This is a genomic window from Caballeronia udeis, assembly GCF_001544555.2.
Classification (GTDB): domain Bacteria; phylum Pseudomonadota; class Gammaproteobacteria; order Burkholderiales; family Burkholderiaceae; genus Caballeronia; species Caballeronia udeis.
In genome coordinates this window covers 1-22,038 of sequence record NZ_FCOK02000118.1, presented here as the reverse complement: position 1 = coordinate 22,038, position 22,038 = coordinate 1, and the positions used below count along the sequence as shown (strand labels likewise).

Below are 22,038 nucleotides of genomic sequence, written 5' to 3'. Positions count from 1 at the left end.
TCAACTCGTCGTTACGCTCCTGGAGCCTTATTTGCAGCCAGATAATTATTAAACCTATTTACGGGATGTTGTACTAGTTCGTGCATGAGGCGGTGCGGGAACAACGGCGAGCACTGACCGTACTGCAAACATGGCCCGGTCAGGGGTTTTCACATCGAAAACTCGAGGCATTGTTGACGTTGCCACGGCCCAGGTACTTCGGATAACCAGGGTACCGGCACAGCGGCCGGGTCCGGCCGTTGGTCGCGCTGGCTATATCGGTTCCCAGCAGCGTCTCCGGCGCAATGTTCATGGTGACCCACCGGTCGAGCGCACCCAGCTCGTCCCACGCCGGAATGAACACACCGTTGCCGTGCTGGAATCCCGGCACCATGTAAAGCCGCATGAACGAATCGACAATACTCTGCCCGTACTTCGCCACCAGCGACTGATAGAAAGCGATGGTCTGGTTCGGGCTGATGACTTCGTCGGCAAGACCGTGCATGGTGATCAGCTTCCCGCCATGCGCCAGGAATTCCGATATGTCAGGGTTCATCGCCCCGACCGTCGCCGACAAATCAACCATGCGGGATTTGTAGACTCCCGGACGATCGACGTCGAAGCCAAGCGTATTGAAGCGCGGGTCATGCGTGACGAAGTACTTCATATAGCTGGCGCCCTGCGTGAACAGATAACCATCGGCATCGAAGGTCAGGGGCTGGGTGAGGACCGGTGAATTTCCGAGCCCCAGTCCGCTGGAAAAATCCACGCCCTGGAACACGTTATAGCCGTAGTATTTCGTGACCCCGTAGGCAAGTTCATATGGCAGCGTAAAACCATCGCGCAGAATTTCCAGCGTCGCCAGTTGCGCCTCCGACAAACAACTGTCCCGCAACGAAGGCCGTTGCCCACTCGCGCATCGCAGTTGCTCGATGATCTGCGGTTCGTGTTTGCGGCACGCTTCCACGTTCGAGACGATGCCGTCGACTACGCCATCCAGCCCGTCGCATTCGTGAAGCACGGTCCCGAACACGCGCTTTTGCTGGACCGGCCCGAGGGCGCCGCCAGGCGTTCCATAAGCCGCCTGCCCTACTTTCACGCCCATCAGGCGCACGCCCGAAAAGTTGATGGCCGGTGCGTTGGCGATCACGCCGTCGTAGTCGTCGGGATAGCGTTCGATCACCGTGAATGCTTCGCGCCCACCCGTCGAGCCGCCGGCGAAGTAGGTTTGCTCGGGCTTGCGGCCATAGCCCATCATGATCAGCGCGAGCGCGACGTCGTGGGTTTTCTTGAGATGACCGTAGCCGAAGTTGACCACGGCTTCGTCGTTCATCGCGAAATCGGCGCGGCCGGAGTTGCCTACGTGGCCGGAATCCGAACCGAAGGTCGCGTAGCCGGTGGACAGCGGCGAAGCGTAAGGCGCGAAGGCCGCGGGCTCGGTGCCGCTCACGATCGAGCCGTTGTAACCGCCTCCGCCCATCTGCAACGCGCGGCCGTTCCAGAGTGCGGGCAAATTGACCTCGAAACGGATATCGGGCGTGGTGTCCAGCACCGCCTTGATCACGCCGACCACCCTGCAATACTCGCCGTTGCGATTTTTCGGCGCGGCGGCGGCTACCACCGACGCGCTCAGGATAGTGGCGCCGCGAGTAGGCAAGCCGATCACCGAGGCCGGCACCGACTGGCCTTCCAGTTCGTCGCAATGCTTCACGACGTACGCAGCGGCGCTTGCGCGAGTGCTGCACGCAAACACTGCCGTGAACACCAACAGCGCACGCAGGAGAAGGGTTGTAGCTTGGGGCATCGCCTAAAGGGTGGATTGCTGCGGTGCCTGGCTGCAATCAGTTGTTGCGCCAGGGTTGAAGCGGAAAGCCGGCAGCGTTTTTCGCCGCACAATATATAAGAAGCCTCTGATTGATAGAAATCCGATTGTCAGAATTCGTTGTGTTTGCACAACCGGCCCGCCGTTCGATTGATCTGATGAATACCGCCACACCCGCGCCAGCCCTTGGCGCACGGGTCGTGCCCTGACCAACAGGCGATCATTTGGTCACTCACCCGGCCATTCGCCTCGCAGGTCGCTGTTCTGCAAAATTTCCAGCAACGTCTCCGCAGGGCGGCTCAAATGTTTCGCCCCTAAAGCGATGAATTCAACCTGCGGCAATTCCGGCAGAGCCGCGCGATTTACCGGTGGCGATAGCCCTCTTCCCGCCAGGAAATGGGACCTCACGGTGAGTCCCAGTCCGCCACGAGCAGCCGCGATGCACCCCGCATACGAACTGCTCGTGCAGACCACCTGCCAGCGCGCGCCGACAGCAGCCAGCGAGTCGAGCACCACGGCGCGCGTCACGCTCGGTTCCGCTACCAGGATCAGCGGCAGCGGCTGATCGAGGTCCACCTCGGTGCCGGTCAGCCCAAGCCATTCGAGCTGTCCGGAAAACAGCGGAATACCGCGCGCATCGCCAATGCGCCGCTTGCCGATCAGCAGATCGATCGACCCTGCGTCCAGGTGCTCGTAAAGCCGTCCCGTCATGCCGATGGTAATTTCCAGTTCAACATCCGGATGTGTCCGGCGAAAGGCCGCGAGTACGCTTGGCAGCGGGCCGAGCGCGACGTCGTCGGAGGACCCCAGGCGCACGCGGCCCCGCAGACGCGGCGAGCGGAATTGCATCTCGGCGTGGGTCATCGCCTCCAGGATCATGCGGGCGTGAACCAGCATGGCTTCGCCGTCGGCGGTGAGCGAAAGCGAATGGGTATCGCGCACGAGCAGCCGGCGCCCGACGTGTTCCTCCAGCCGCCGGATGTGTTCGCTCACGCTGGATTGCGTCAGCTTGAGCTGGCGTCCGGCGTCGGTGAAACTATGCGACGCGGCCACCGTCGCGAACGTGTTCAGCCAGACTGGATTGAGCATGACTTATTGTGATCGAATTTTCCGATGATAGTCAATGCGGCCAGCGGGGTTCCCGATTGCCAGTTGACGTCTTAAAATCGTCACATCGCGTGAGCCTTGCGCGACATTGTTCCTGCTGCAATAGATGACTTCAAAAAACTCACATACGGCGCTCCTGTGGATCGTGGCCGTCGGCTTTTTCATGCAGGCCCTCGACACGACCATCGTGAACACGGCCCTGCCCTCCATGGCGCGCAGCCTGCACGCGCAGCCACTTGCGATGCAGCCTATTGTGGTCGCCTACACGCTGACCATGGCGCTCCTCACGCCCGCGTCGGGCTGGCTCGCCGACCGTTTCGGCACCCGGCGCGTGTACTTCGTCGCCATCCTGTTGTTCGTGATCGGCTCGCTGTGCTGCGCCAACGCGCAATCGTTGAATCAACTCATTGTGGCGCGCGTGATTCAGGGCATCGGCGGTTCCATGCTGCTGCCTATTGGCCGGCTGGCCGTGCTGCGCAGCGTGACGGGCGAAGCGTATGTCTCCGCGCTGGCGGTCATTTCAATTGCGGGCCAGGTCGGGCCGATCATCGGACCGACGCTCGGCGGCTGGTTCGTCGAATCGTTTACATGGCACTGGATTTTCCTGATCAACGTGCCCATTGGCGCAGTGGGTTTGTTCGCCGTGCATCGTTTTCTTCCCAACGATGCCATTGCCGAGGCCGCGCCCTTCGACTTTTTCGGCTGCGGGTTGCTGTCGCTCTGCATGGTCGCGTTTTCGATGGCGCTCGACAGCCCCGCGCATACGCACAAGTTGCTGGTGTCGGGCGGACTGTTCGCGCTCTCCGCAATCGCGGCACTCGCTTACATTCCGTATGCCAGACGCCGGCGTGATCCGCTTTTCAAGCTGTCCTTGTTCAGCGAGCCGAACTTCAGCGTGGGCTTGATCGGCAACCTGCTGTGCCGGATCGGATCGAGTGCGGTGCCGTTTCTGCTGCCGCTGCTGATGCAACTGCAGCTCGGTTATACGCCGCTGCATTCGGGTCTGATGATGTTGCCCGCCGCGTTCGCCGGCACCGTTGCGAAGGGCTGGATCTCGCCGCTCGTGAAGCGTTATGGCTACGACAATTTCCTGCTGTGGAACACCATTCTTGTCGGGGCATCGATAGTCGGCTTCGCTTCGTTCTCGGTGAGCACGCCGCTCGCGATCGAGATTGCGATCCTCGCTGTATTCGGCGCGTGCAATTCCATGCAGTTCGCGGCGATGAACAGCGTCACGCTCAAGGGTCTGTCCATCAAGGACGCCGGCAGCGGCAACAGCCTCTTTTCGATGGTGCAGATGCTGGCAATTGGCCTGGGGGTATCGATTGGCGGCGGCCTGGTGTCGGTGTTCTCAGCGAGCCTCGGCTCGGCGGCGCTTGCGTTCCGGATCGCCTTTGTGTGCGTGGGAGTGGTGACGCTGGCTTCGGCCATTGTGTTCCGTTTCCTCGATGCCGTGCCCCCGCGCCCGGCGCCGCAGGCCGTGACCTCGTAGCATTCGTAGCGTCTGTAGTTCGTATCATCCGGCAGCGCAAATGCAGGCTCGGGCCTGAACGTTTAAGCTGGCAGGACATTCAACACGCCCCAGGAGCTCGCCATGCAGTACCGCAGATTTGGCCGTACCGGCCTGAACGTTTCGCGTTTGTGCCTCGGCACGATGACCTTCGGCTTGCAGACCGAAGAGAGCGTGTCGCGCAGCATCATGGATCGTGCTGCTGAAGCCGGTGTCAATTTCATCGATACCGCCGACGTCTATCCGCTCGGCAGCACGGAAGGCGTGGCCGGGCGCACCGAGGAGATCGTCGGGCGCTGGCTGAAGGAAACACCCGCACGGCGCAGTCAGTTCATCCTGGCGACGAAGGCGGTCGGCAAGATGGGACCGTCGCCGTGGGATCAGGGCGCCTCGCGCAAGCATTTGCTGGACGCTATCGATGCGTCGCTCAAGCGCCTCAATACCGATTACGTCGACCTGTACCAACTGCATTCCGACGACCTCACTACGCCGCTCGACGAAACCCTGGAAGCACTCGATACCATCGTGCGCCAGGGCAAGGCGCGTTACGTGGGGGTATCGAATTTTCTCGCGTACCGGCTGGCCACTGCGCTGGGCCGTTCCGATTTCCTGCGCGTCGCGCGTTTCGTTTCCGTCCAGCCGCGTTACAACCTGCTATTCAGGCAGATCGAGCGCGAGTTGCTGCCGCTTGCCACGGACGAGCATCTGGCCGTGATCCCGTATAACCCGCTCGCGGGCGGTTTGCTGACGGGCAAGCATAAGCACGATGCCACTCCGTCGGAAGGTCGGTTTACGGCGGCCGTGGGCAAGGCGGGGGCGATGTATCACCAGCGCTACTGGCATGAGCGCGAGTTTGAAACCATCGAAAAGCTGAAGCAGATCGTGGGCGCAACCGGTGAGTCGTTGACGAAGACATCGGTGGCGTGGGTCCTGGCGAACCCGGCGGTGACGTCGGCGATTATCGGGGCAAGCCGGCCCGATCAGCTCTCGGATACGCTGGCCGCCGTCGATCTTGCACTCGATGCCGAACTTAAAGCGCAGTTGGACGACGCGACGCTGGAATATCGTTGGGGCGATGCCGCGCGATAAGTCATTCGTTGTTCGGGCCTTCGGCGCGAGTGAAAGGTCTAGTACCTTGTAATGTCCCGCGACTCCAGCACCCGCGACGGGGCGCGTTCGCGGGCCACGGCGATCATTGCCCGCCCTAGCTGGCTGGTCGTCGTAATGGCGTTCGGGAACGCGCGCCGCAACACGGGAAGCAAGGGCCGCCCGAGCGAAATCACCATCTGATACACGGCCGTCTTCGAGCGAATGCCGTCCATTGGCTGGATCATCCCGGGACGATACATATACGCGGCCTTGAACGGCATGCGCAGCAGCGCGTTTTCGGTGCGGCCTTTCACGCGCGCCCACATGCTGCGTCCGCGCTCGCTTGTATCGGTTCCCGCTCCCGTCACGTACGAGAACGTCATGTCCGGATTAAGACGGGACAAAGTCCGGCCGACCGCGAACGTCAGATCGTAAGTGAGGTGCGTGTAGTCCGCCTCGCTCATCCTGAACGACGACACGCCCAGGCAGAAAAAGCACGCATCGAAGCCGGTGAGTTCTGCCTCGATCGGCGTGAGATCGAACAGATCCTTATGCACGATTTCGGTGAGCTTCGGGTACTGCTGCCCCGTCGCATTGCGCCCCACAGTCACCACTCGTTCGATATCCTTATCAAGCAGGCATTCGCGCAGCACACCCTGCCCGACCATTCCCGTCGCACCAAAAATAAGTATTTTCATGATTTTTCAGGCCACGATGCGCCCGTCAGTTTCACCGATACATCCCACAGTTTAGCGGCAACCGCCGTGTCCTTCGCCTGGGGGAAAATGCGTGCCTCGGCGGGCGCGCCGATCAACTCCTGGAAACCCTTCGGGCCGTAATAAGCCGCGCTCCGTGCATCCGGCGAGGTCGCTGCCAACAGCGTGGGCAATGCGCCTTCGGCCGCGCTATGGCTCAGGAACGGCATCATCGCGCGGCTGAGCATCGACAATACGCCCGAAGTACCCGGCCCGTTCGCGATGAGATCCGTCCGCGCAAAACCCGGATGCGCCGCGTTGCTCATGAGGCCCCAGCCGTTTGCGTCGCTGCGGCGTTGCAGTTCCAGCGCGAACATCAGCATGGCGAGCTTCGACTGCTCGTACGCCGGCCATGCTTTATAAGCCCGCTCACCTTGCAGATTATCGAACGCAATCTTCCCTCGCCGATGCGCAATGCTGCTCAGGTTCACCACCCGAGGCGCGGCGCTCTTTTGCAACAGCGGCAGCAACTGGGCAGTCAGCGCGAAGTGGCCGAGATAGTTGGTGCCGAACTGCCGCTCGAAGCCATCGGCGGTTGTTTCATGCTTGGGCAACATCATCACGCCGGCGTTGTTCACGAGCAGATCGATCGGAGCGCCCTCTTCAAGCAGACGCTGCGTGGTGCTCGAAATGGACGCGAGGCTGGCAAGATCAATGTGCTCGAAACGAATCCGGGCAGCGGGTACTTCGCGGCGAATACGTTCGAGCGCGGTTCGCCCTTTCGCCTCGCTACGCCCGGTGAGAATCACTTCGGCGCCGGCCCGCGCCAGTTCGAGCGATGTTTCATAACCCAATCCACCGGTCGCTCCGGTCACCAGCGCGCGTTTGTCCGATTGCGGGGGGATATCGGCTGTGGTCCATGTATTCATATGCTCGTCCTCCAGTGTATTTTTGCGTGAGTAATCAGTCATTAAACCGTCGAATTGAGCTGGCAATAAAACGTCGCCCGCCTGGTCGACCTGTGAATCAACTATCCGTATTGCGGGAGATGCCGTTCCAGAACACGTTGAACCCAATCGTCCGATACTGACCCGCCTCCGCCGGATAAGCGGTCATGAAGGCCATTGTGGTTTCAGCCATTGATTTCATGGTTGCTGCAATAAATGCGCACGGATAGGCATGCAGGACACCCGTGTCGATACTGTGCTGTGCAAGCGCTTCAATCTCGGCAAAGGGTTCATAACCGACCGCCTTTGACTCTTCGCTGACCGTATCCGCCACCGACAACTGGTCGAGTACATTCAGCCGCTGCGGATTCGCGACGCCCCAATCAACAAACGCGCCCCACAGATATTCCAACCGGTCACGTGCGGGTCCCGTCCGGGGAAACCGGGTCATGAGTGCATCGGCGACATCGAGCTTGATGGCCCGATAAAGCGCGTTCACCAGTTCGTCCTTCGTGCGGAAGTAAGTGAACAGGGTCCCTTCCGCCACCCCCGCCTGCTTCGATATAGCCGATGTGGGCGCGGCAGCGAGCCCGCGCTGGGCGAAAACCTGTTCTGCGGCAAGCAGCAGCGCGTTGTGTTTGTCGTCGCTTTTGGGTCGAGCCATCGTGCGTGATCGAATCGATTAATGAGTAGATACTCAATTATACCTATTTTATTTTTGAGATACCGGCAAAACGATGGCGGGACGAGGGTTTCCAAATGCGAAATAAACCTTACAAAGCCATGCTTCATGGACCAAAACTTGCACGTGCTAGCATCCGGCAATTGCATCGGTAAGGGTGACCAGGCGTTGAAGCTCGCCCTCGTCACACCTGGACTCCGCCTCACATCAGGGATCTCATGAATAACCGTACGGTTCACCAGAACTTCTTCCACCTCTTGCTCTTTGTTGTCACGGTCGCGCTCTGCTGGATCTTGCTGCCGTTCTTCGGCGCGATCTTCTGGGGCACAATCCTTGCGATCCTGTTCCAGCCGCTGCAGCGCTACCTCGCGGCTAAATTCGGCAAGCGGCGCAATCTGGCGGCGTTCGCCACGCTGGGCCTGACGATCGTGATCGTGATCCTGCCGCTCAGCTTCGTTGCTGCCACGCTCGTCCAGGAAATCAGCCTTGCGTACGCCCAGATCAAGGCTGGCCAGCCCAATTTCACAACCTACTTCCAGCAAGCCATTCACGTACTGCCGAACTCGGTGCAGGCGCTGCTTGGCCGCTTTGGCCTGACCGATATCCCGAGCATTCAGCAACGGCTGACCAACGGCGCCGCCGCGATCAGCCAGTTCGTGGCCTCGCAGGCGTTGAGCATTGGCCAGAACACGTTCCAGTTCGTGATCAGCTTCGGCGTGATGATGTACCTCGTGTTTTTCCTGCTGCGCGACGGCGGTGAAATTGGCCGGCGCATTCGCCGCGCGCTGCCACTGGACGACGAGCCCAAGCAACACCTGATCGCCAAGTTCACGACTGTCGTCCGGGCGACCGTGAAGGGCAATATCGCGGTGGCGGCCGTCCAGGGTTTCCTCGGCGGCATGATCTTCATGCTGCTGGGCATCCAGGGTTCGCTGCTGTGGGGCGTGCTGATGGCGTTCCTGTCGCTGCTGCCGGCTATTGGCGCCGCGCTGGTCTGGGCGCCGGCAGCAGCCTATTTCCTGATCACCGGTGACATCTGGCGCGGCGTGATCCTGATCGTGTTCTGCGTGGTGGTGATCGGCATGGTGGACAACGTGCTGCGCCCTATCCTGGTGGGCAAGGACACGAAAATGCCTGACTGGGTGGTGCTGATTTCCACGCTGGGCGGAATGGGATTGTTCGGGATCAACGGCTTCGTGATTGGACCGCTGATCGCCGCGCTGTTCATGGCGAGCTGGGATCTGTTCACGCAAAACGAAGAAGCCAGGAGGATCGATAAGGTCTAGAGTTTCGGCGCTCGATAAAAAACCGGCTCGCTGAGTTAATCAGCGAGCCGGCTTTTTTATGCCTCAACGAGCGATAACGAATAATTCAGCAAACTCACCCAGTGAACTCAGCGTTTCTCCGCCCCGGTGTATTTGCAGTCGAAGCGCTTTCTCACCGTGCCATTTTCATCAACGCTTTCAAGATACACGTCGAATTGCCACAGCCGCGCCATGTGCTTGAGCACTTCTTCGCTGTCATTGGTCAAGTGACGGTTATCGGTCATGAAATGGCGTAGCGTCAGGCTGCGATCGCCGCGTGTATTTACCGAATACACCTGGATATTCGGCTCGCGATGATGCATGTCGTACTGCCGCGACAAAGCCTGGCGCACATACCGGTATCCGCTTTCGTCGTGAATGGCGGACACTTCCAGCGAGTCGCGCATATCGTCGTCGAGAATGGAGAACAGGCGCATTTCGCGAATCAGATGTGGCGATAAATACTGCGCAATAAAACTCTCGTCCTTGAAGTTGCGCATGGCGTAATGCAGCGCTTCAAGCCAGTCACTGCCGGCAAGCTCCGGAAACCATTCGCGATCCTCATCCGTCGGGTGTTCGCAGATGCGGCGAATATCGCTCATCATGGAAAATCCGAGGGCATACGGGTTGATGCCGCTGTAATACTGCTTGGTAACGGGCGGCTGATACACCACGTTGCTGTGCGAATGCAGGAATTCCATCATGAAACCGTCTTCCAGACGGCCTTCCGCATAAAGCGTATTGAGCAGCGTGTAATGCCAGAACGTGGCCCACCCTTCGTTCATGACCTGCGTTTGCCGCTGCGGATAAAAATACTGGCCGACCTTGCGGACGATGCGAATAACCTCGCGCTCCCACGGCTCAAGCAGCGGAGCATTTTTCTCCGCAAAATACAGCAGGTTTTCCTGCGGTTCCGGCGGATATCGGCTTTCAATTTCCTCGGTCGTCGTCGCTTTCTTATTCGGCAGCGTGCGCCAAAGTTCATTCACTTGCGACTGCAAATACGCTTCGCGTTCGCGCCGTGCGGCCATTTCCTTCGCCAGCGACAATTTCTGCGGCCGCTTATACCGGTCCACGCCATAGTTCATCAGTGCGTGGCACGAGTCGAGCAGTTCCTCCACCCGGTCAATGCCGTGCCGCTCCTCGCATTCTGCGATGTAATTCTTCGCATAAACAAGGTAATCGACAATGGCGTGCGCGTCCGTCCACAGCCGGAACAGGTAGTTGCCCTTGAAAAACGAGTTGTGCCCGTACGCCGCGTGCGCGATGACGAGCGCCTGCATCGTCATCGTGTTTTCTTCCATCAGGTACGCAATGCACGGATTCGAGTTGATGACGATCTCGTACGCAAGGCCCATCTGGCCGCGCCTGTAGCTCTTCTCGGTGGACAGGAAGTGCTTGCCGAACGACCAGTGCCGGTAGTTCACCGGCATGCCGACCGACGCGTACGCGTCCATCATCTGCTCGGCGCTGATGAGTTCCAGCTGGATCGGATAGACGTCGAGCCCATACCGCTGCGCGACACGGGAAATCTCGGTGTCGTATTCCTCGATCAGCTCGAAAGTCCAATCCGATGGACACGGCAACGGCCTTTTTTCTGCCACGTTCATGGTGTCTCCTTCCGACGCCGCGCTTTTGCGGGGCCCCCTGGCCTTTTGTGGCGCGCTGTCTTGTGCTGTCAGTTCTTCGCCGGGTTTGAGGTGATACCCACGTGCTTCGTTGTTCAGATGCCGTGTTGTCATGCAGCCGCCTGTTGTTTCTCGAACAATTCGCGAAAGACCGGATAAATATCCGCAGCCGATTCAACTTTCTTCATCGCGAGTTCAGGCGCGCCTTGCGCCAGACGAGCATATTCCACCCAGAGATTCTGCTCTTCGGGCGCTACTTGAATGTAGGCAAAATATCGCACTTTCGGAAGAATGTCCTCTGAGAGCAGCTTGCGGCACTTGGGTGAATCGTCTGTCCAGTTGTCGCCGTCGGACGCTTGTGCACCGTAGATATTCCATTCAGTAGGCGAATACCGTTCGTCCATGATCTTCTTCATCAACTCAAGCGCGCTGGATACCACCGTACCGCCGCTTTCGGTCGAATGGAAGAAGGTTTCTTCATCCACTTCTTCGGCGCGCGTGTGATGCCGGATGAACACGACTTCGATCTTTTCGTAGTTCCTGTTCAGGAACAGGTACAAAAGAATGAAGAAACGCTTCGAGAGATCCTTGCGTTGCTCGTCCATGGAACCGGACACGTCCATCAGACAAAACATCACCGCCTTGCTCGATGGCGTAGGTTGTTTGATCCGGTTGACGTACCGCAAGTCGAATGGGTCGATGAAAGGAATTCGCGTAATGCGCCCTTTCATGATCACGATATCGGCTTCCAGCCGCGCAATTTCCTCTGCGTCGTCGTTCTCCAGTTGAAGCACTTCCAACTGCCGCTCCATCTCGTGCAACTGGCGCGATAAAGGCGACCCCAGCGCGATCCGCCGCCCGAGCGCACTGCGCAGCGACCGGACGACATCGATATTGTTCGGCGTTCCTTCAGCCGAAAACCCGGCCCGCACGTTCTTCCACGTGGGCACGGCAAGCAACTGGGTTTTGACGAGGCGCGGCAACTCGAGGTCGTCGAAGAAGTACTGCATGAACTCTTCGCGCGACAGCTCGAACACGAAGTCGTCCTGCCCTTCGCCTTCGTTGCTCGCGGTCTTGCCGCCGCCACCACCGCCGCCATTCGGGCGCGCTATCTTGTCGCCCCGGATGTAGTCGGCGTTACCCGGATGCACGAGCTCACGCTTTCCGCCAGGGCCATGCCGGAACGACGGTTCGGCGATGTCCTTCTTGGGAATCGTGATGCTTTGCGTGCTCTGGATGTCTTTGATGCTGCGGTCTCGAACGGCGTCCGACACCGCACGGCGAATATAGTTTTTGACACGACGCAAAAAGCGTTCGCGGTTGGCAATGCTCTTGTTCTTACCGGCTAACCTGCGGTCGATGATTTGATGCAGCACATCCAGTCTCCCGCGTAATTGGCGAGGAAGCGAAGCGCTGGCGGCCTGAACCGCACTGCGGCGCAAGGCCGCAAGGCACTCGCCAAGATGTTCGCGTTTCCGCTGGCACCAACGGCCAGCATCACGCGAACCATAAGTCTGAACTACTCAAAACTGACAACACAACTACGATTCAATCACGTTTTTCCGGGCTTCGCTGAGAACTCGTTCATCTCCCTGTGGAAAATGCCCAAATGCAGACCAAAAAGCAGATCAAAAATTGCCGTTGTGCAAGGTCACACGAAGGCCACACGACGGCCGCATAAAGCCTGCATTACGACGATTTGCGTACCCGGAGATACCAGTCGCAGAGCAGGCGCACTTGCTTCGGCGTGTAGCCCTTCGCGACCATCCGGTTCACAAAGTCCTCGTGCTTGCGCTGTTCTTCCGCCGAACCTTTAGCGTTGAACGAGATCACCGGCAGTAGTTCCTCGGTATTCGAGAACATCTTCTTCTCGATCACCACCCGAAGTTTCTCGTAGCTGATCCACGCCGGATTCTTGCCGCCGTTCGCCGCCCGCGCCCGCAGCACGAAATTCACGATCTCGTTGCGGAAGTCCTTCGGGTTGCTGATGCCGGCCGGCTTCTCGATCTTCTCCAGTTCCGCATTCAGCGACGCCCGGTCGAAACTCTCGCCGGTATCGTGATCGCGGAATTCCTGGTCCTGGATCCAGAAATCGGCATACGTCACATAGCGGTCGAAAATGTTTTGCCCGTACTCCGAATACGACTCCAGATACGCGGTCTGAATTTCCTTGCCGATGAACTCGGCATACCGCGACGCCAGCACGTCCTTGATGAACGACAGGTACTTCTGTTCGGTTTCCGGTGGGAATTGCTCGCGTTCGATCTGCTGTTCCAGCACGTACATCAGGTGCACCGGATTGGCCGCAATTTCAGTGGAGTCGAAGTTGAATACCCGCGACAGGATCTTGAACGCGAACCGCGTAGAGACGCCGGTCATGCCTTCGTCGACGCCCGCAAAGTCGCGATACTCCTGGAACGACTTGGCCTTGGGGTCCGTGTCCTTCAGGTTGTCCCCGTCATAGACCTGCATCTTCGAAAAGAGGCTGGAGTTCTCCGGTTCATGAAGGCGGGTCAGCACCGCCATCTGCGCCATCATCTTGAGCGTGCCGGGAGCGCATACTGCTTCGGCCAGCGAAGAATTACGCAGCAGCTTCTCGTAGATCTTCATCTCTTCGCTATAGCGCAGGCAGTACGGCACCTTCACCACGAAGATACGATCGAGCAGTGCTTCGTTGTTCTTGTTATTGCGGAACGTCTTCCATTCCGACTCGTTCGAGTGAGCGAGGATCACGCCGTCGAACGGGATCGCACCGAAACCTTCCGTGCCCTTGAAGTTGCCTTCCTGGGTAGCGGTGAGCAGCGGGTGCAGCACCTTGATCGGGGCCTTGAACATTTCGACGAACTCAAGCAAGCCCTGGTTCGCAAGACACAATCCACCGGAGTAGCTGTAGGCGTCAGCGTCGTCCTGCGAATAGGTTTCGAGCTTGCGGATGTCGACCTTGCCGACCAGTGACGAGATGTCCTGATTGTTCTCATCGCCCGGTTCGGTCTTGGCTATGCCGATCTGGCGAAGGATGGAGGGATAACGGCGAACGATGCGGAACTTGCGGATGTCGCCATTGAATTCGTGAAGGCGCTTCACTGCCCACGGGCTCAGGATGAGCTTGAGATAGCGGCGCGGAATGCCGTATTGCTCTTCAAGGATAGGACCGTCTTCGTCATAGTCGAACAAGCCCAAAGGAGACTCGTTGACGGGCGAACCCTTGATTGCATAGAAAGGAACACGCTCGGCCAGCTGCTTCAGACGTTCGGCAATGGATGACTTGCCGCCGCCCACAGGTCCGAGCAGATACAGGATCTGCTTCTTCTCTTCCAGCCCCTGGGCTGCATGCCGGAAGTACGACACCACCTGCTCGATCACTTCCTCCATTCCATAGAACTCACGGAATGCCGGATACACCTTGATCACCTTGTTTGCAAACACACGCGATAAACGCGGGTCGGTGCGCGTGTCGACTGACTCCGGTTCCCCGATAGCCGCCAACATCCGTTCGCCCGCAGTTGCATACGTTGCAGGATCGTCTTTGCAGAGCGCGAGATACTCTTCGAGCGAGAATTCCTCCTCGCGGGTCTTTTCGAAGCGGGTCGCGAAACTGCTGTAGATATCCATGCTACCTCCTCGCCGAAGTCAGAAAGCAATGCGTGCGCGGCGCGCCTAATCAGAACAACATCGCTTCAGTTCATCCTAAACCTATTCGAATTTTTTTTCATGCAAATGCGTTGTTGATTTGCTTCGAAGTATTCCTAGCTTGGTGGAATATTTTCGTTCACCTACAATCATCATCCCGACTCGCGAAACGTTTTCCGCATTGGCTGCATAGCCTTGCTGTACAAGCCCCGGACCCATGCGACATGCTGGCAGCCAAATACCCCGGCTGCTGCTGCCGGCGGTCCAGCATTGCCCGCGGTTATACATTGAGCGTTTATGTCGCTCATATGCCGCGTGTACCCTGTCCCCATGTTGCGCCTATGCCGAGTTGTCCCTGTGTTGTCCTCCGCTCATCCACATGCTCATCCACATGTTATCCACCGGTTATCCCACAGCAGTTATGTCATATACGCTTCGCAGCACTGGAACGATGCAAGAGCTGGTGCGTTTTTTTTGACATCGACTCTTCAGTGTCATTGAACTGCTGGCGCTCAACCGCCGTGTCTCTCTTACTAAACGATACGCACCGGCATCCGTTGACCGCTTATACCCGCTAAGTGGAGATGGATTTAAAAGGTAAAAAAGGCACTCTGACGAGTGCCTTTTTTTGATGTAACCGGCGCGCATGAATGGTTTTTGCGCCGCTGTCACCGTGCGCCGAAATGCCGCGAAAATGTCATTCCAGCGTCAGTTCGATCTCACCTACGCGGTCAATCCGACCGCTGACCACGCTTGGGCCCTCGACCCGCCGTGCACCCGTGTAGGAGCCGGTGGTGATGGTCCAGAACGGCTGGACCGTGTGACCGTGAGCGCTGCAATGATTGACGAACCACACCAGCAGTTCGCGAGGATCTCCTGCCGGATTACCGGTGCTGGGCGGCACGATCGAGACGCCGTCGACGGACAGTTCGAGCAGCGGTGAAAGGAAATCGAAGTTCGGGGCGATCACATCGTACGGCTCCATCTTGCCAACGACCAGCGCGCCATTGTTTTGCGAATCGGCAAGTTGTGCCAGCGTTGCCAGGTTCGGCCATTGTGCGAAGCGGCTATCGACCACCTCCAGCGCCACGCCCATGCCGCCCAGCGCCGCGAACACTTCGCTGCGGCTGTAAGGTTCGCTACGGGGCGGCAATGCATACGAAAAACGAAACGCGATCTCCAGTTCGATCAGCACGCGAAAAAATGACGCGTGCGCAATCCGCGCGGGCGATGTGTGGACAAGTTCCGCATCGATAGGCGCCGTGTTCGCCGGCGCGCCGGGCGCACGTGCACCGACCTTCCAGGCGCCGATCCGCGCGCCGGAGAGGGTCAGAACTTCGTGCTGGATGGCGTAAGCCGCTGCGTCGTCGGCAGGGATATCGACTGACTCGAGGTCTTCTATCAGCGTGCGCTGGCGGCGAGCCTGAACGAGTTGCGCGGCAAGGGTGGATACGGTCATGGCGAGCGTCCTGTGGTGGGCATCGAAAACGCGTTCTAATCCCGTGAAGGATGAACGAAGTGCGCTCAGTGTACGGGGAAGTTGTCCTGGATCGCGAGTTCGGGTCTGGACAATGGGGGTTCTGAGGCAGCGATTGCCCGGCGGTTCTTGTGTTGACCGGACGCAGGGCTCAAGGCCAAGGCCGCGAGCGAATCGGACCCTTAGAATCGAGCCCTCAAATGGGACCCTCATTGCGTGCTCAGAAAGTGGGAAGCGTCTTTGGGACGCGTCAGTTCTCAACTCGGTCAATCGGCGAGGATGATGCGCCAGTGAAAGCGCGATCAATAAAAAAACACGCTCCACGAACCAGGTTCGCGGAGCGTGTTCGACTCAATGGACCCGCGCAGCCAATCAGAAGGTTTGCCAATCTCCGGCTGCCGCAGGGGTCGCCGGCCTTGTTGTAACAGGCGCTTTAGCTGATGCCATTACCGGTGCCACGCGTCGCGGTCTTGCCGGAACGGCCGGGCGCGGCTTTGCCGCCGCGGATGATCCGGGCTTTACGGCGGCGCGGCTGACACCGGCGTCGAGCGAACCGTCGTCATCGAGTTGAAATACCGCCACCGCTTGCCGCAGCTTCGCTGCCTGATCCTCGAGCGATTGAGCCGCAGCCGCGGCCTCTTCTACCAGTGCCGCGTTCTGCTGCGTCACTTCGTCCATCTGCGTGACCGCACGCGCCACTTGCTCGATGCCGCTGCTCTGTTCCTGCGAGGCTGCCGCGATCTCGCCCATGATGTCGGTCACGCGTTGCACCGCGCCGATAATTTCGGTCATCGTGCGTCCGGCTTCATCGACCAGCGAGGTTCCCGATTGCACGCGCTCGACCGAGGTATCGATAAGACCCTTGATCTCCTTCGCCGCCGCCGATGAACGTTGAGCGAGGTTACGTACTTCCCCCGCCACGACAGCGAAACCGCGCCCTTCTTCACCGGCCCGCGCGGCTTCCACGGCCGCGTTCAGCGCGAGGATATTGGTCTGGAACGCAATCCCTTCGATGATCGTAATAATGTCCGCGATCTTCGCCGAACTCTGGTTGATGTCACCCATGGTGTTGACCACTTGCGCCACCACGCGGCTGCCCTTGTTCGCGATCTCCGACGCGTTGGCCGCCAGCGAACTGGCTTGCCGGGCGTTGTCGGCGTTCTGCTTCACGGTGCCGGTCAGTTCGTCCATGCTGGATGCCGTTTCCTGCAGCGCCGACGCCTGTTCTTCCGTGCGTGACGACAAGTCGATATTGCCCGCCGCAATCTGCTTGGTCGCCGTCGCAATGGATTCGCTGCCCGAGCGCACGCTGCGCACCGTGCCGACGAGACTGGCCTGCATCCGGGCGAGGCCTTGCATCAGGAGGCCCATTTCGTCGCGTGACGTGGGGACGACCTTGCCGCGCAGATCGCCCGCGGCGATTGCTTCGAAATGCTCGAGTGCTGCGTCCAGCGGCCGGCCAATCGCGCGGCGCAATGAGAACCACGAGAACGCGGCGGCAGCGAGGCCGGCCAGGATGGCGATCAGGCTCAGCATGCGAAACGTCGCTGCGGCCGACTGGGCCCCGTCGTAGCCCTGGCTGGCGGCGTCGAACTGGAACTTGCGCAGCGCGTCGTTGGCCGTCGAAAGTTCGCCGTAAGCGACCTGCATCGCCTTGGCTGTTTCTATGATCCGCGCCTGGTCATTGGCCCTGACGGCTTCATAGCCGCTGTCGATCACCTTTTGCAGCGCGAGGCGTTTTGCGTTGGAGGTGTCGGCGAGTTGCTTTTCGTTCGCGTCCTGCGGCAGCTCGGTGTACTTTTTCCAGTAATCGTTGGCACGGCCACGCATCATGCCGCCGCGTTCGATGGTCGCCGCTACCTCCGGTGTCCCCGCAAGAAACGCGGCACGGTCGAATATGAGCCGCTCCCGAGCGGTATAAAGCTCGGCGTTGCTGACGGCGTTCGCGCTTGGCATCTGGTTTTGAAATGTGTCGCGATAGGCCTGGTTCGCCTGATTCATCCCGTAGAGCCCCAGTCCGCCAATAGCCATCAGGAGCAGCCCCAGAAATGCCATTGCCAGACCGAGACGCGCCTTGATCGTTAAACTCATGTTCATGATTTCCTCGGAGCTGCTGATAAAGATTGTCGGCACGACGCGGTCCTGGAATCGCGATTTCAGAGCAAGACCAGATTCGCCTGCTTGGACATCTTTTACGGCGCGTGAACGATGCACTTGAGGAAATTCATGAAATGTTATTTCGTCTAATGAATTACCCTAAGAACTTTAGATACGCATCTTTAAGCAAATAAGCGCATTAATGCGATTGTTGTAAATGTTCCAGGGTTAATCGTGCTGGGCGTCGTTCCGGCGTGACAGGCGGATGTGAGCGTTGATTCGGAAGGCGGCGGGCGGAAGGGAAATGACGATGCAGCCGGACGCGGTGGTCCGTTTGAATTGAGCGCTTCTGATGTTTAAAGCGTTGTTACCGCGAGCGGTTCGCCCGCGTCCGGGCGCCGCAAAGCGGGGTTTTGCCGATGCTGGCAAAACCCCGAATGTACGCGCCCTCCGCCTGCTTCAGGCGTTCTGGGTATTACCGTGATCCTGCGCCGCGTAATGCGGAGCAGCAGAGCCCACATCTTTCCGATACGCCTGCGGCAACACTTCCGATACGACGGCTGTCGATTCACGCAGGATCATGTGCGGCGTCACCACGCGCCGCCGCGTGGTCGCCGGCACCTTGCCCGCGATCCGGTCGATCAGCGTCTGCGCCGCCAACTCGCCAAGTTCGCGCACCGACTGCCCGACCGTCGACAGCGCGGGGTACGTGTACCGGCTCAATTCGATATCGTCGAAACCGATGATCGAGCAATCACGCGGCACGTTGATGCCCCGCTCCGCGGCCGCTCGCAACGCACCTACGCCCATCATGTCGTTGCACGCGAAAATGCCGGTGGGCCTGAGGGTATCGAAGAGCTGGGACGCCGCCTCGTAACCGCCGGTCGCCGAAAACGCGCTCTGCTGGATGGCGTTCGGTTCGATCTCGATGCCGCGCTCCGCCATCGCGCGGATAAACCCGTGGACGCGCATTGCACTGACCGCCGTGGCAATCGGGCCGGTAATGCAGCCTACCCGCGAGTGGCCGAGTTGCAGCAAGTGGCGCGTGGCCAGATAACCGCCCTTCTCGTGGTCGATCTGCACCAGATCCGCCGATACCCCTTCAATATTCCGGTCCAGGATCACCAGCGGCTCACGCGATCCGGCCAGGCTTTGCGCCAGCACCGCGTCTTCCCCCGCCGACGCGATCACCAGCCCGTCAATGCGTTTTTCCTGCAGCACGCGCAAGTAGCTGCGCTGCTTCGCGGGGTCGTCGTCGGAATTGCAGAAGAACATGCAATAGCCGTTCTTTGCACACCCGTCTTCCACGCCGCGCGCCAGTTCGGCGAAGTAGGGATTGGTGGCGTTGGGCACCAGCAAGCCGATGGTGAGCGTGTTTCGCGCCTTGAGCGAACGCGCCACTGCCGAGGGCACGTAATCAAGCTCCAGGATCGCGCGCTCCACCTTCAGCCGCACTTCAGCCGACACAGGCCGCGAGTTGTTCACAACATGAGACACCGTTGTAAACGATACGCCCGCAATGGCTGCTACATCTTTGATCGTCGCCATACTTGGTCCTTCTCTCTGACTTGGTCCTGCTTCTTGCTCTTCTTGGTTGGCCCCCGCAACTGCGTCCCACCGCGCCGCCCTCTAGGACAGCGCTCCCGCGGTTGCCTGCTTGGTCCTGCTGTTCCGCTACGTGCCTGTTTGCGGCCGTCATGACTGCCATGACGACCGCTATTACGACGGTTCAGCCAGCGTTTCCCCGCGCCGGCTTTCATGCCTGGCAGACACCGCAGCTTTTTGCCGCTTTGCGCCTGCCTCAGCTGATTTCTTAACTGATTTTGCTACGTTCGCCAACTTCACGACCTTCACCACTTTGATTCAACTGCTTTCAAAAACCTCCGCCATGCCGTGTCAACGGTCGATTGCCGGTCGATCGGCTTGCCCATCCGGCACTCCTTGCCGAGGGGGCGCCTTGGCATCAGGCAAGATCGGTTCCTGGAGGATTTCGTCGCGTTTCGTGTAGCCCGCAAACGCCGCTGCGAGCAACGCATCCTGCGACCAGCTATCCCGCTCGAAAACTCCGGTCATCCGTCCCGCCGACATCACCCCGATCCGGTCGCAAATCAGCATCAATTCGCGCAGGTCGCTCGACACCACCACCAGCGCCCGCCCTTCCAGCGCGAGCGCACCCATCAATGCGTAAATATCGAATTTTGCGCCAACATCGATGCCGCGCGTGGGCTCGTCGAACAGCAGCACCGTGGAGTCACGCGCCAGCCAGCGGCCGATCACCACCTTTTGCTGATTGCCGCCCGACAACTCCGACACCGGCTGCGATGGACCGGCAGCGCGAATATGCATTGCGTCGATCTGTTGTTGCGCCAGCGCCGCTTCGCGCCGTCCGTCGACAAATCCGTTGCTCGACACCGCGCCGATATTGCCGAGCGAAATGTTCGCGGCAATTGGCTGGGGCAGCAGCAGACCCTCGCCCTTGCGATCCTCGGTGATCAGTGCAATACCATTCTTCACCGCGTCCGCAGGCGATGCAATCTTCACCGGCGTGAGCGCCCCACCGTCATGCGCCACCGAGACCACACCGCTATCGGCCCGATCCGCGCCGTAGATCAGGCGCATCAATTCCGTGCGGCCCGCGCCGATCAGCCCGCTGATGCCGAAAATCTCGCCCGCCTTCACTTCGAACGATACATCGCGAACCACCTGGCCGCGGCTCATGCCGGCGACTTTGAGCGCGACGTCGCGAATCCGCCGTTCGCCCAGATCGATCCGCTCGCCTATGTCACGGCCCACCATGAGCGTGACCAGGCGGTCGCTCGTCAGGTTCTGCATGGCGTCGATGTGAACCAGCTTGCCGTCGCGCAGCACGGCCACGCGCCCGGCGATCCGCCGCAATTCTTCCAGCCGATGCGAGATGTACACCAGCGCAACACCCCGCTCCTTCAGGCGCTCGACCTGCTCGAACAGCAGGTCCACTTCGCGGGCCGTCAGCATGGCCGTGGGTTCGTCGAGAATCAGCACGCGGCAATCGCCAATCAGATTGCGTGCGATCTCCACCATCTGCTGATGCCCGATCCCCAGTTCGCCCACGAGCGTGTCCGGGTGAATCGCGTCCAGCCCGACTTGCTGCATCGCGTGACGGGCGTCCTCACGCAGCGCCGCCCGGTCGATCCAGCCGAATTTAAACCCCTTGCGCTGCGGCAAGCGGTTCAGGAACAGGTTCTCCGCCACCGACAACGTGGGCAACAGGTTCAGCTCCTGCATCACCATGCGCACGCCGAGCGCTTCCGCTTGCCTGCGGCTGGCCGGCGCGTAAGGTGTTCCGCCGAGGGTCATGGTGCCGGTAGTCGGATCGACCAGTCCGCCAATGATCTTGGAGAGCGTGCTTTTCCCGGCGCCGTTTTCCCCGGTCAACGCGAGCACGACGCCCGCGTGCAGATCCAGCGTGATGTCCGATAAAACCGGTTCCACGTAGGTCTTGCCTATACCGCTCACCGTGAGAACGGGCGCGGCCGTCACTCTGTCGTCCATCCTCTTCTCCGGCGAAAAGCGGCTGTGATACTGGAACGCACGCCCCTCTCGCTGTGCCCGGCCGGAAACTCGCGAACCTGGCGGATTTCGCGGATTTCGATGCGACGGCGCTTCTGTCCCACACCGGCCCAGACCGCAATCGTTTGCAACCAGCCTTGTCCGCAAAGCACCAACGGCCTACCACGTCCAGATACAAGATGCGGGCCTGCTGGCTTTTCATCGAAAAAACGAGTTGATCATCCCATTCTCTCGTTTATCGGCAGCGGCGCCCGCTTCTTGAGATTTTAAGCAGACAATTCCAATTTCCTATGCGTGTATTACCTATTTTTTGGTCACCAGGACCACCGGCGTTTCCACCACGCCCGACAATTCCGACTGCTTCTTGTGCTCGGAAATTGCCTTCAAAGCCGTGTCGATACCAAATACCGCCTGCTTTGCAGCGTATTGATCGGCGGTTGCAAGCACCCGGCCGTCGGCGAGCATCGGCTTGATGGCGTTGATGTTGTCGTAACCGACGACCTGCACCTTGCCCGCCTTGCC

The 22,038-nt window shown here is 59.6% G+C and carries 15 protein-coding genes and 1 pseudogene; 3 read left to right on the top strand and 13 right to left on the bottom strand.

Annotated features, from left to right (window positions below; genetic code table 11):
• Positions 1 to 139: 139 nt before the first annotated feature.
• Positions 140 to 1,783: a tannase/feruloyl esterase family alpha/beta hydrolase gene (locus tag AWB69_RS42605; protein ID WP_062092781.1), complete on the bottom strand. Its 1,644-nt coding sequence runs from the start codon at positions 1,781 to 1,783 to the stop codon at positions 140 to 142.
• A gap of 246 nt (positions 1,784 to 2,029) precedes the next feature.
• The gene (locus AWB69_RS42600) at positions 2,030 to 2,890 is read right to left on the bottom strand and encodes a LysR family transcriptional regulator (protein WP_062092780.1); all 861 of its coding nucleotides are present in this window, start codon (positions 2,888 to 2,890) and stop codon (positions 2,030 to 2,032) included.
• Positions 2,891 to 3,014: 124 nt separating this feature from the next.
• Here AWB69_RS42600 and AWB69_RS42595 point away from each other — a divergent pair, with 124 nt between their 5' ends.
• Both AWB69_RS42595 and AWB69_RS42590 read left to right on the top strand, forming a co-directional pair.
• Positions 3,015 to 4,400, top strand: coding sequence for a DHA2 family efflux MFS transporter permease subunit (locus AWB69_RS42595; RefSeq protein ID WP_062092779.1), 1,386 nt, complete (start codon positions 3,015 to 3,017; stop codon positions 4,398 to 4,400).
• A 102-nt stretch (positions 4,401 to 4,502) separates the two neighbouring features.
• Entirely contained in the window at positions 4,503 to 5,507 is a 1,005-nt protein-coding gene (locus AWB69_RS42590; RefSeq protein ID WP_062092778.1) for an aldo/keto reductase, read from the top strand.
• Between the two features lie 38 nt (positions 5,508 to 5,545).
• Here AWB69_RS42590 and AWB69_RS42585 read toward each other — a convergent pair whose 3' ends face one another.
• The 3 genes from AWB69_RS42585 to AWB69_RS42575 all read right to left on the bottom strand — a co-directional run bounded on the left by AWB69_RS42585 (position 5,546) and on the right by AWB69_RS42575 (position 7,813).
• A complete protein-coding gene (locus tag AWB69_RS42585) occupies positions 5,546 to 6,205 on the bottom strand; it encodes an NAD-dependent epimerase/dehydratase family protein (RefSeq protein ID WP_062092777.1) in 660 nt (219 codons plus the stop codon).
• Positions 6,202 to 7,131 carry an SDR family oxidoreductase gene (locus AWB69_RS42580; protein WP_062092776.1) on the bottom strand — a complete coding sequence of 310 codons (930 nt, stop codon included), beginning with the start codon at positions 7,129 to 7,131 and terminating at the stop codon, positions 6,202 to 6,204. Before AWB69_RS42580 ends, AWB69_RS42585 begins: the two co-directional genes overlap by 4 nt.
• A gap of 97 nt (positions 7,132 to 7,228) precedes the next feature.
• Positions 7,229 to 7,813, bottom strand: a complete 585-nt coding sequence (locus tag AWB69_RS42575; RefSeq protein WP_062092775.1) for a TetR/AcrR family transcriptional regulator — start codon at positions 7,811 to 7,813, stop codon at positions 7,229 to 7,231.
• Positions 7,814 to 8,049: 236 nt separating this feature from the next.
• Between AWB69_RS42575 and AWB69_RS42570 the strand changes: the two genes are divergently transcribed.
• Positions 8,050 to 9,117: an AI-2E family transporter gene (locus AWB69_RS42570; protein ID WP_062092774.1), complete on the top strand. Its 1,068-nt coding sequence runs from the start codon at positions 8,050 to 8,052 to the stop codon at positions 9,115 to 9,117.
• A 107-nt stretch (positions 9,118 to 9,224) separates the two neighbouring features.
• Here AWB69_RS42570 and AWB69_RS42565 read toward each other — a convergent pair whose 3' ends face one another.
• From AWB69_RS42565 to AWB69_RS42530, 8 genes and pseudogenes are all read right to left on the bottom strand, one after another.
• On the bottom strand, positions 9,225 to 10,877 hold the full coding sequence (locus tag AWB69_RS42565; RefSeq protein WP_062092773.1) for a SpoVR family protein: 1,653 nt from the start codon (positions 10,875 to 10,877) through the stop codon (positions 9,225 to 9,227).
• Positions 10,874 to 12,139 carry a YeaH/YhbH family protein gene (locus tag AWB69_RS42560; protein WP_062092772.1) on the bottom strand — a complete coding sequence of 422 codons (1,266 nt, stop codon included), beginning with the start codon at positions 12,137 to 12,139 and terminating at the stop codon, positions 10,874 to 10,876. Before AWB69_RS42560 ends, AWB69_RS42565 begins: the two co-directional genes overlap by 4 nt.
• Positions 12,140 to 12,452: 313 nt before the next feature.
• Positions 12,453 to 14,375: a PrkA family serine protein kinase gene (locus AWB69_RS42555; RefSeq protein ID WP_062092771.1), complete on the bottom strand. Its 1,923-nt coding sequence runs from the start codon at positions 14,373 to 14,375 to the stop codon at positions 12,453 to 12,455.
• Positions 14,376 to 15,090: 715 nt separating this feature from the next.
• Complete coding sequence (locus AWB69_RS42550) at positions 15,091 to 15,852, bottom strand: 2-keto-4-pentenoate hydratase (RefSeq protein WP_062092770.1); 762 nt, start codon at positions 15,850 to 15,852, stop codon at positions 15,091 to 15,093.
• Positions 15,853 to 16,242: 390 nt separating this feature from the next.
• Entirely contained in the window at positions 16,243 to 17,967 is a 1,725-nt protein-coding gene (locus AWB69_RS42545) for a methyl-accepting chemotaxis protein (RefSeq protein ID WP_156529180.1), read from the bottom strand.
• A gap of 459 nt (positions 17,968 to 18,426) precedes the next feature.
• A complete protein-coding gene (locus AWB69_RS42540; RefSeq protein ID WP_062092769.1) occupies positions 18,427 to 19,515 on the bottom strand; it encodes a LacI family DNA-binding transcriptional regulator in 1,089 nt (362 codons plus the stop codon).
• A gap of 348 nt (positions 19,516 to 19,863) precedes the next feature.
• On the bottom strand, positions 19,864 to 21,498 hold the full coding sequence (locus tag AWB69_RS42535) for a sugar ABC transporter ATP-binding protein (RefSeq protein ID WP_062092768.1): 1,635 nt from the start codon (positions 21,496 to 21,498) through the stop codon (positions 19,864 to 19,866).
• Between the two features lie 321 nt (positions 21,499 to 21,819).
• Positions 21,820 to 22,038, bottom strand: a pseudogene (locus AWB69_RS42530) (sugar ABC transporter substrate-binding protein); the annotation flags it as partial.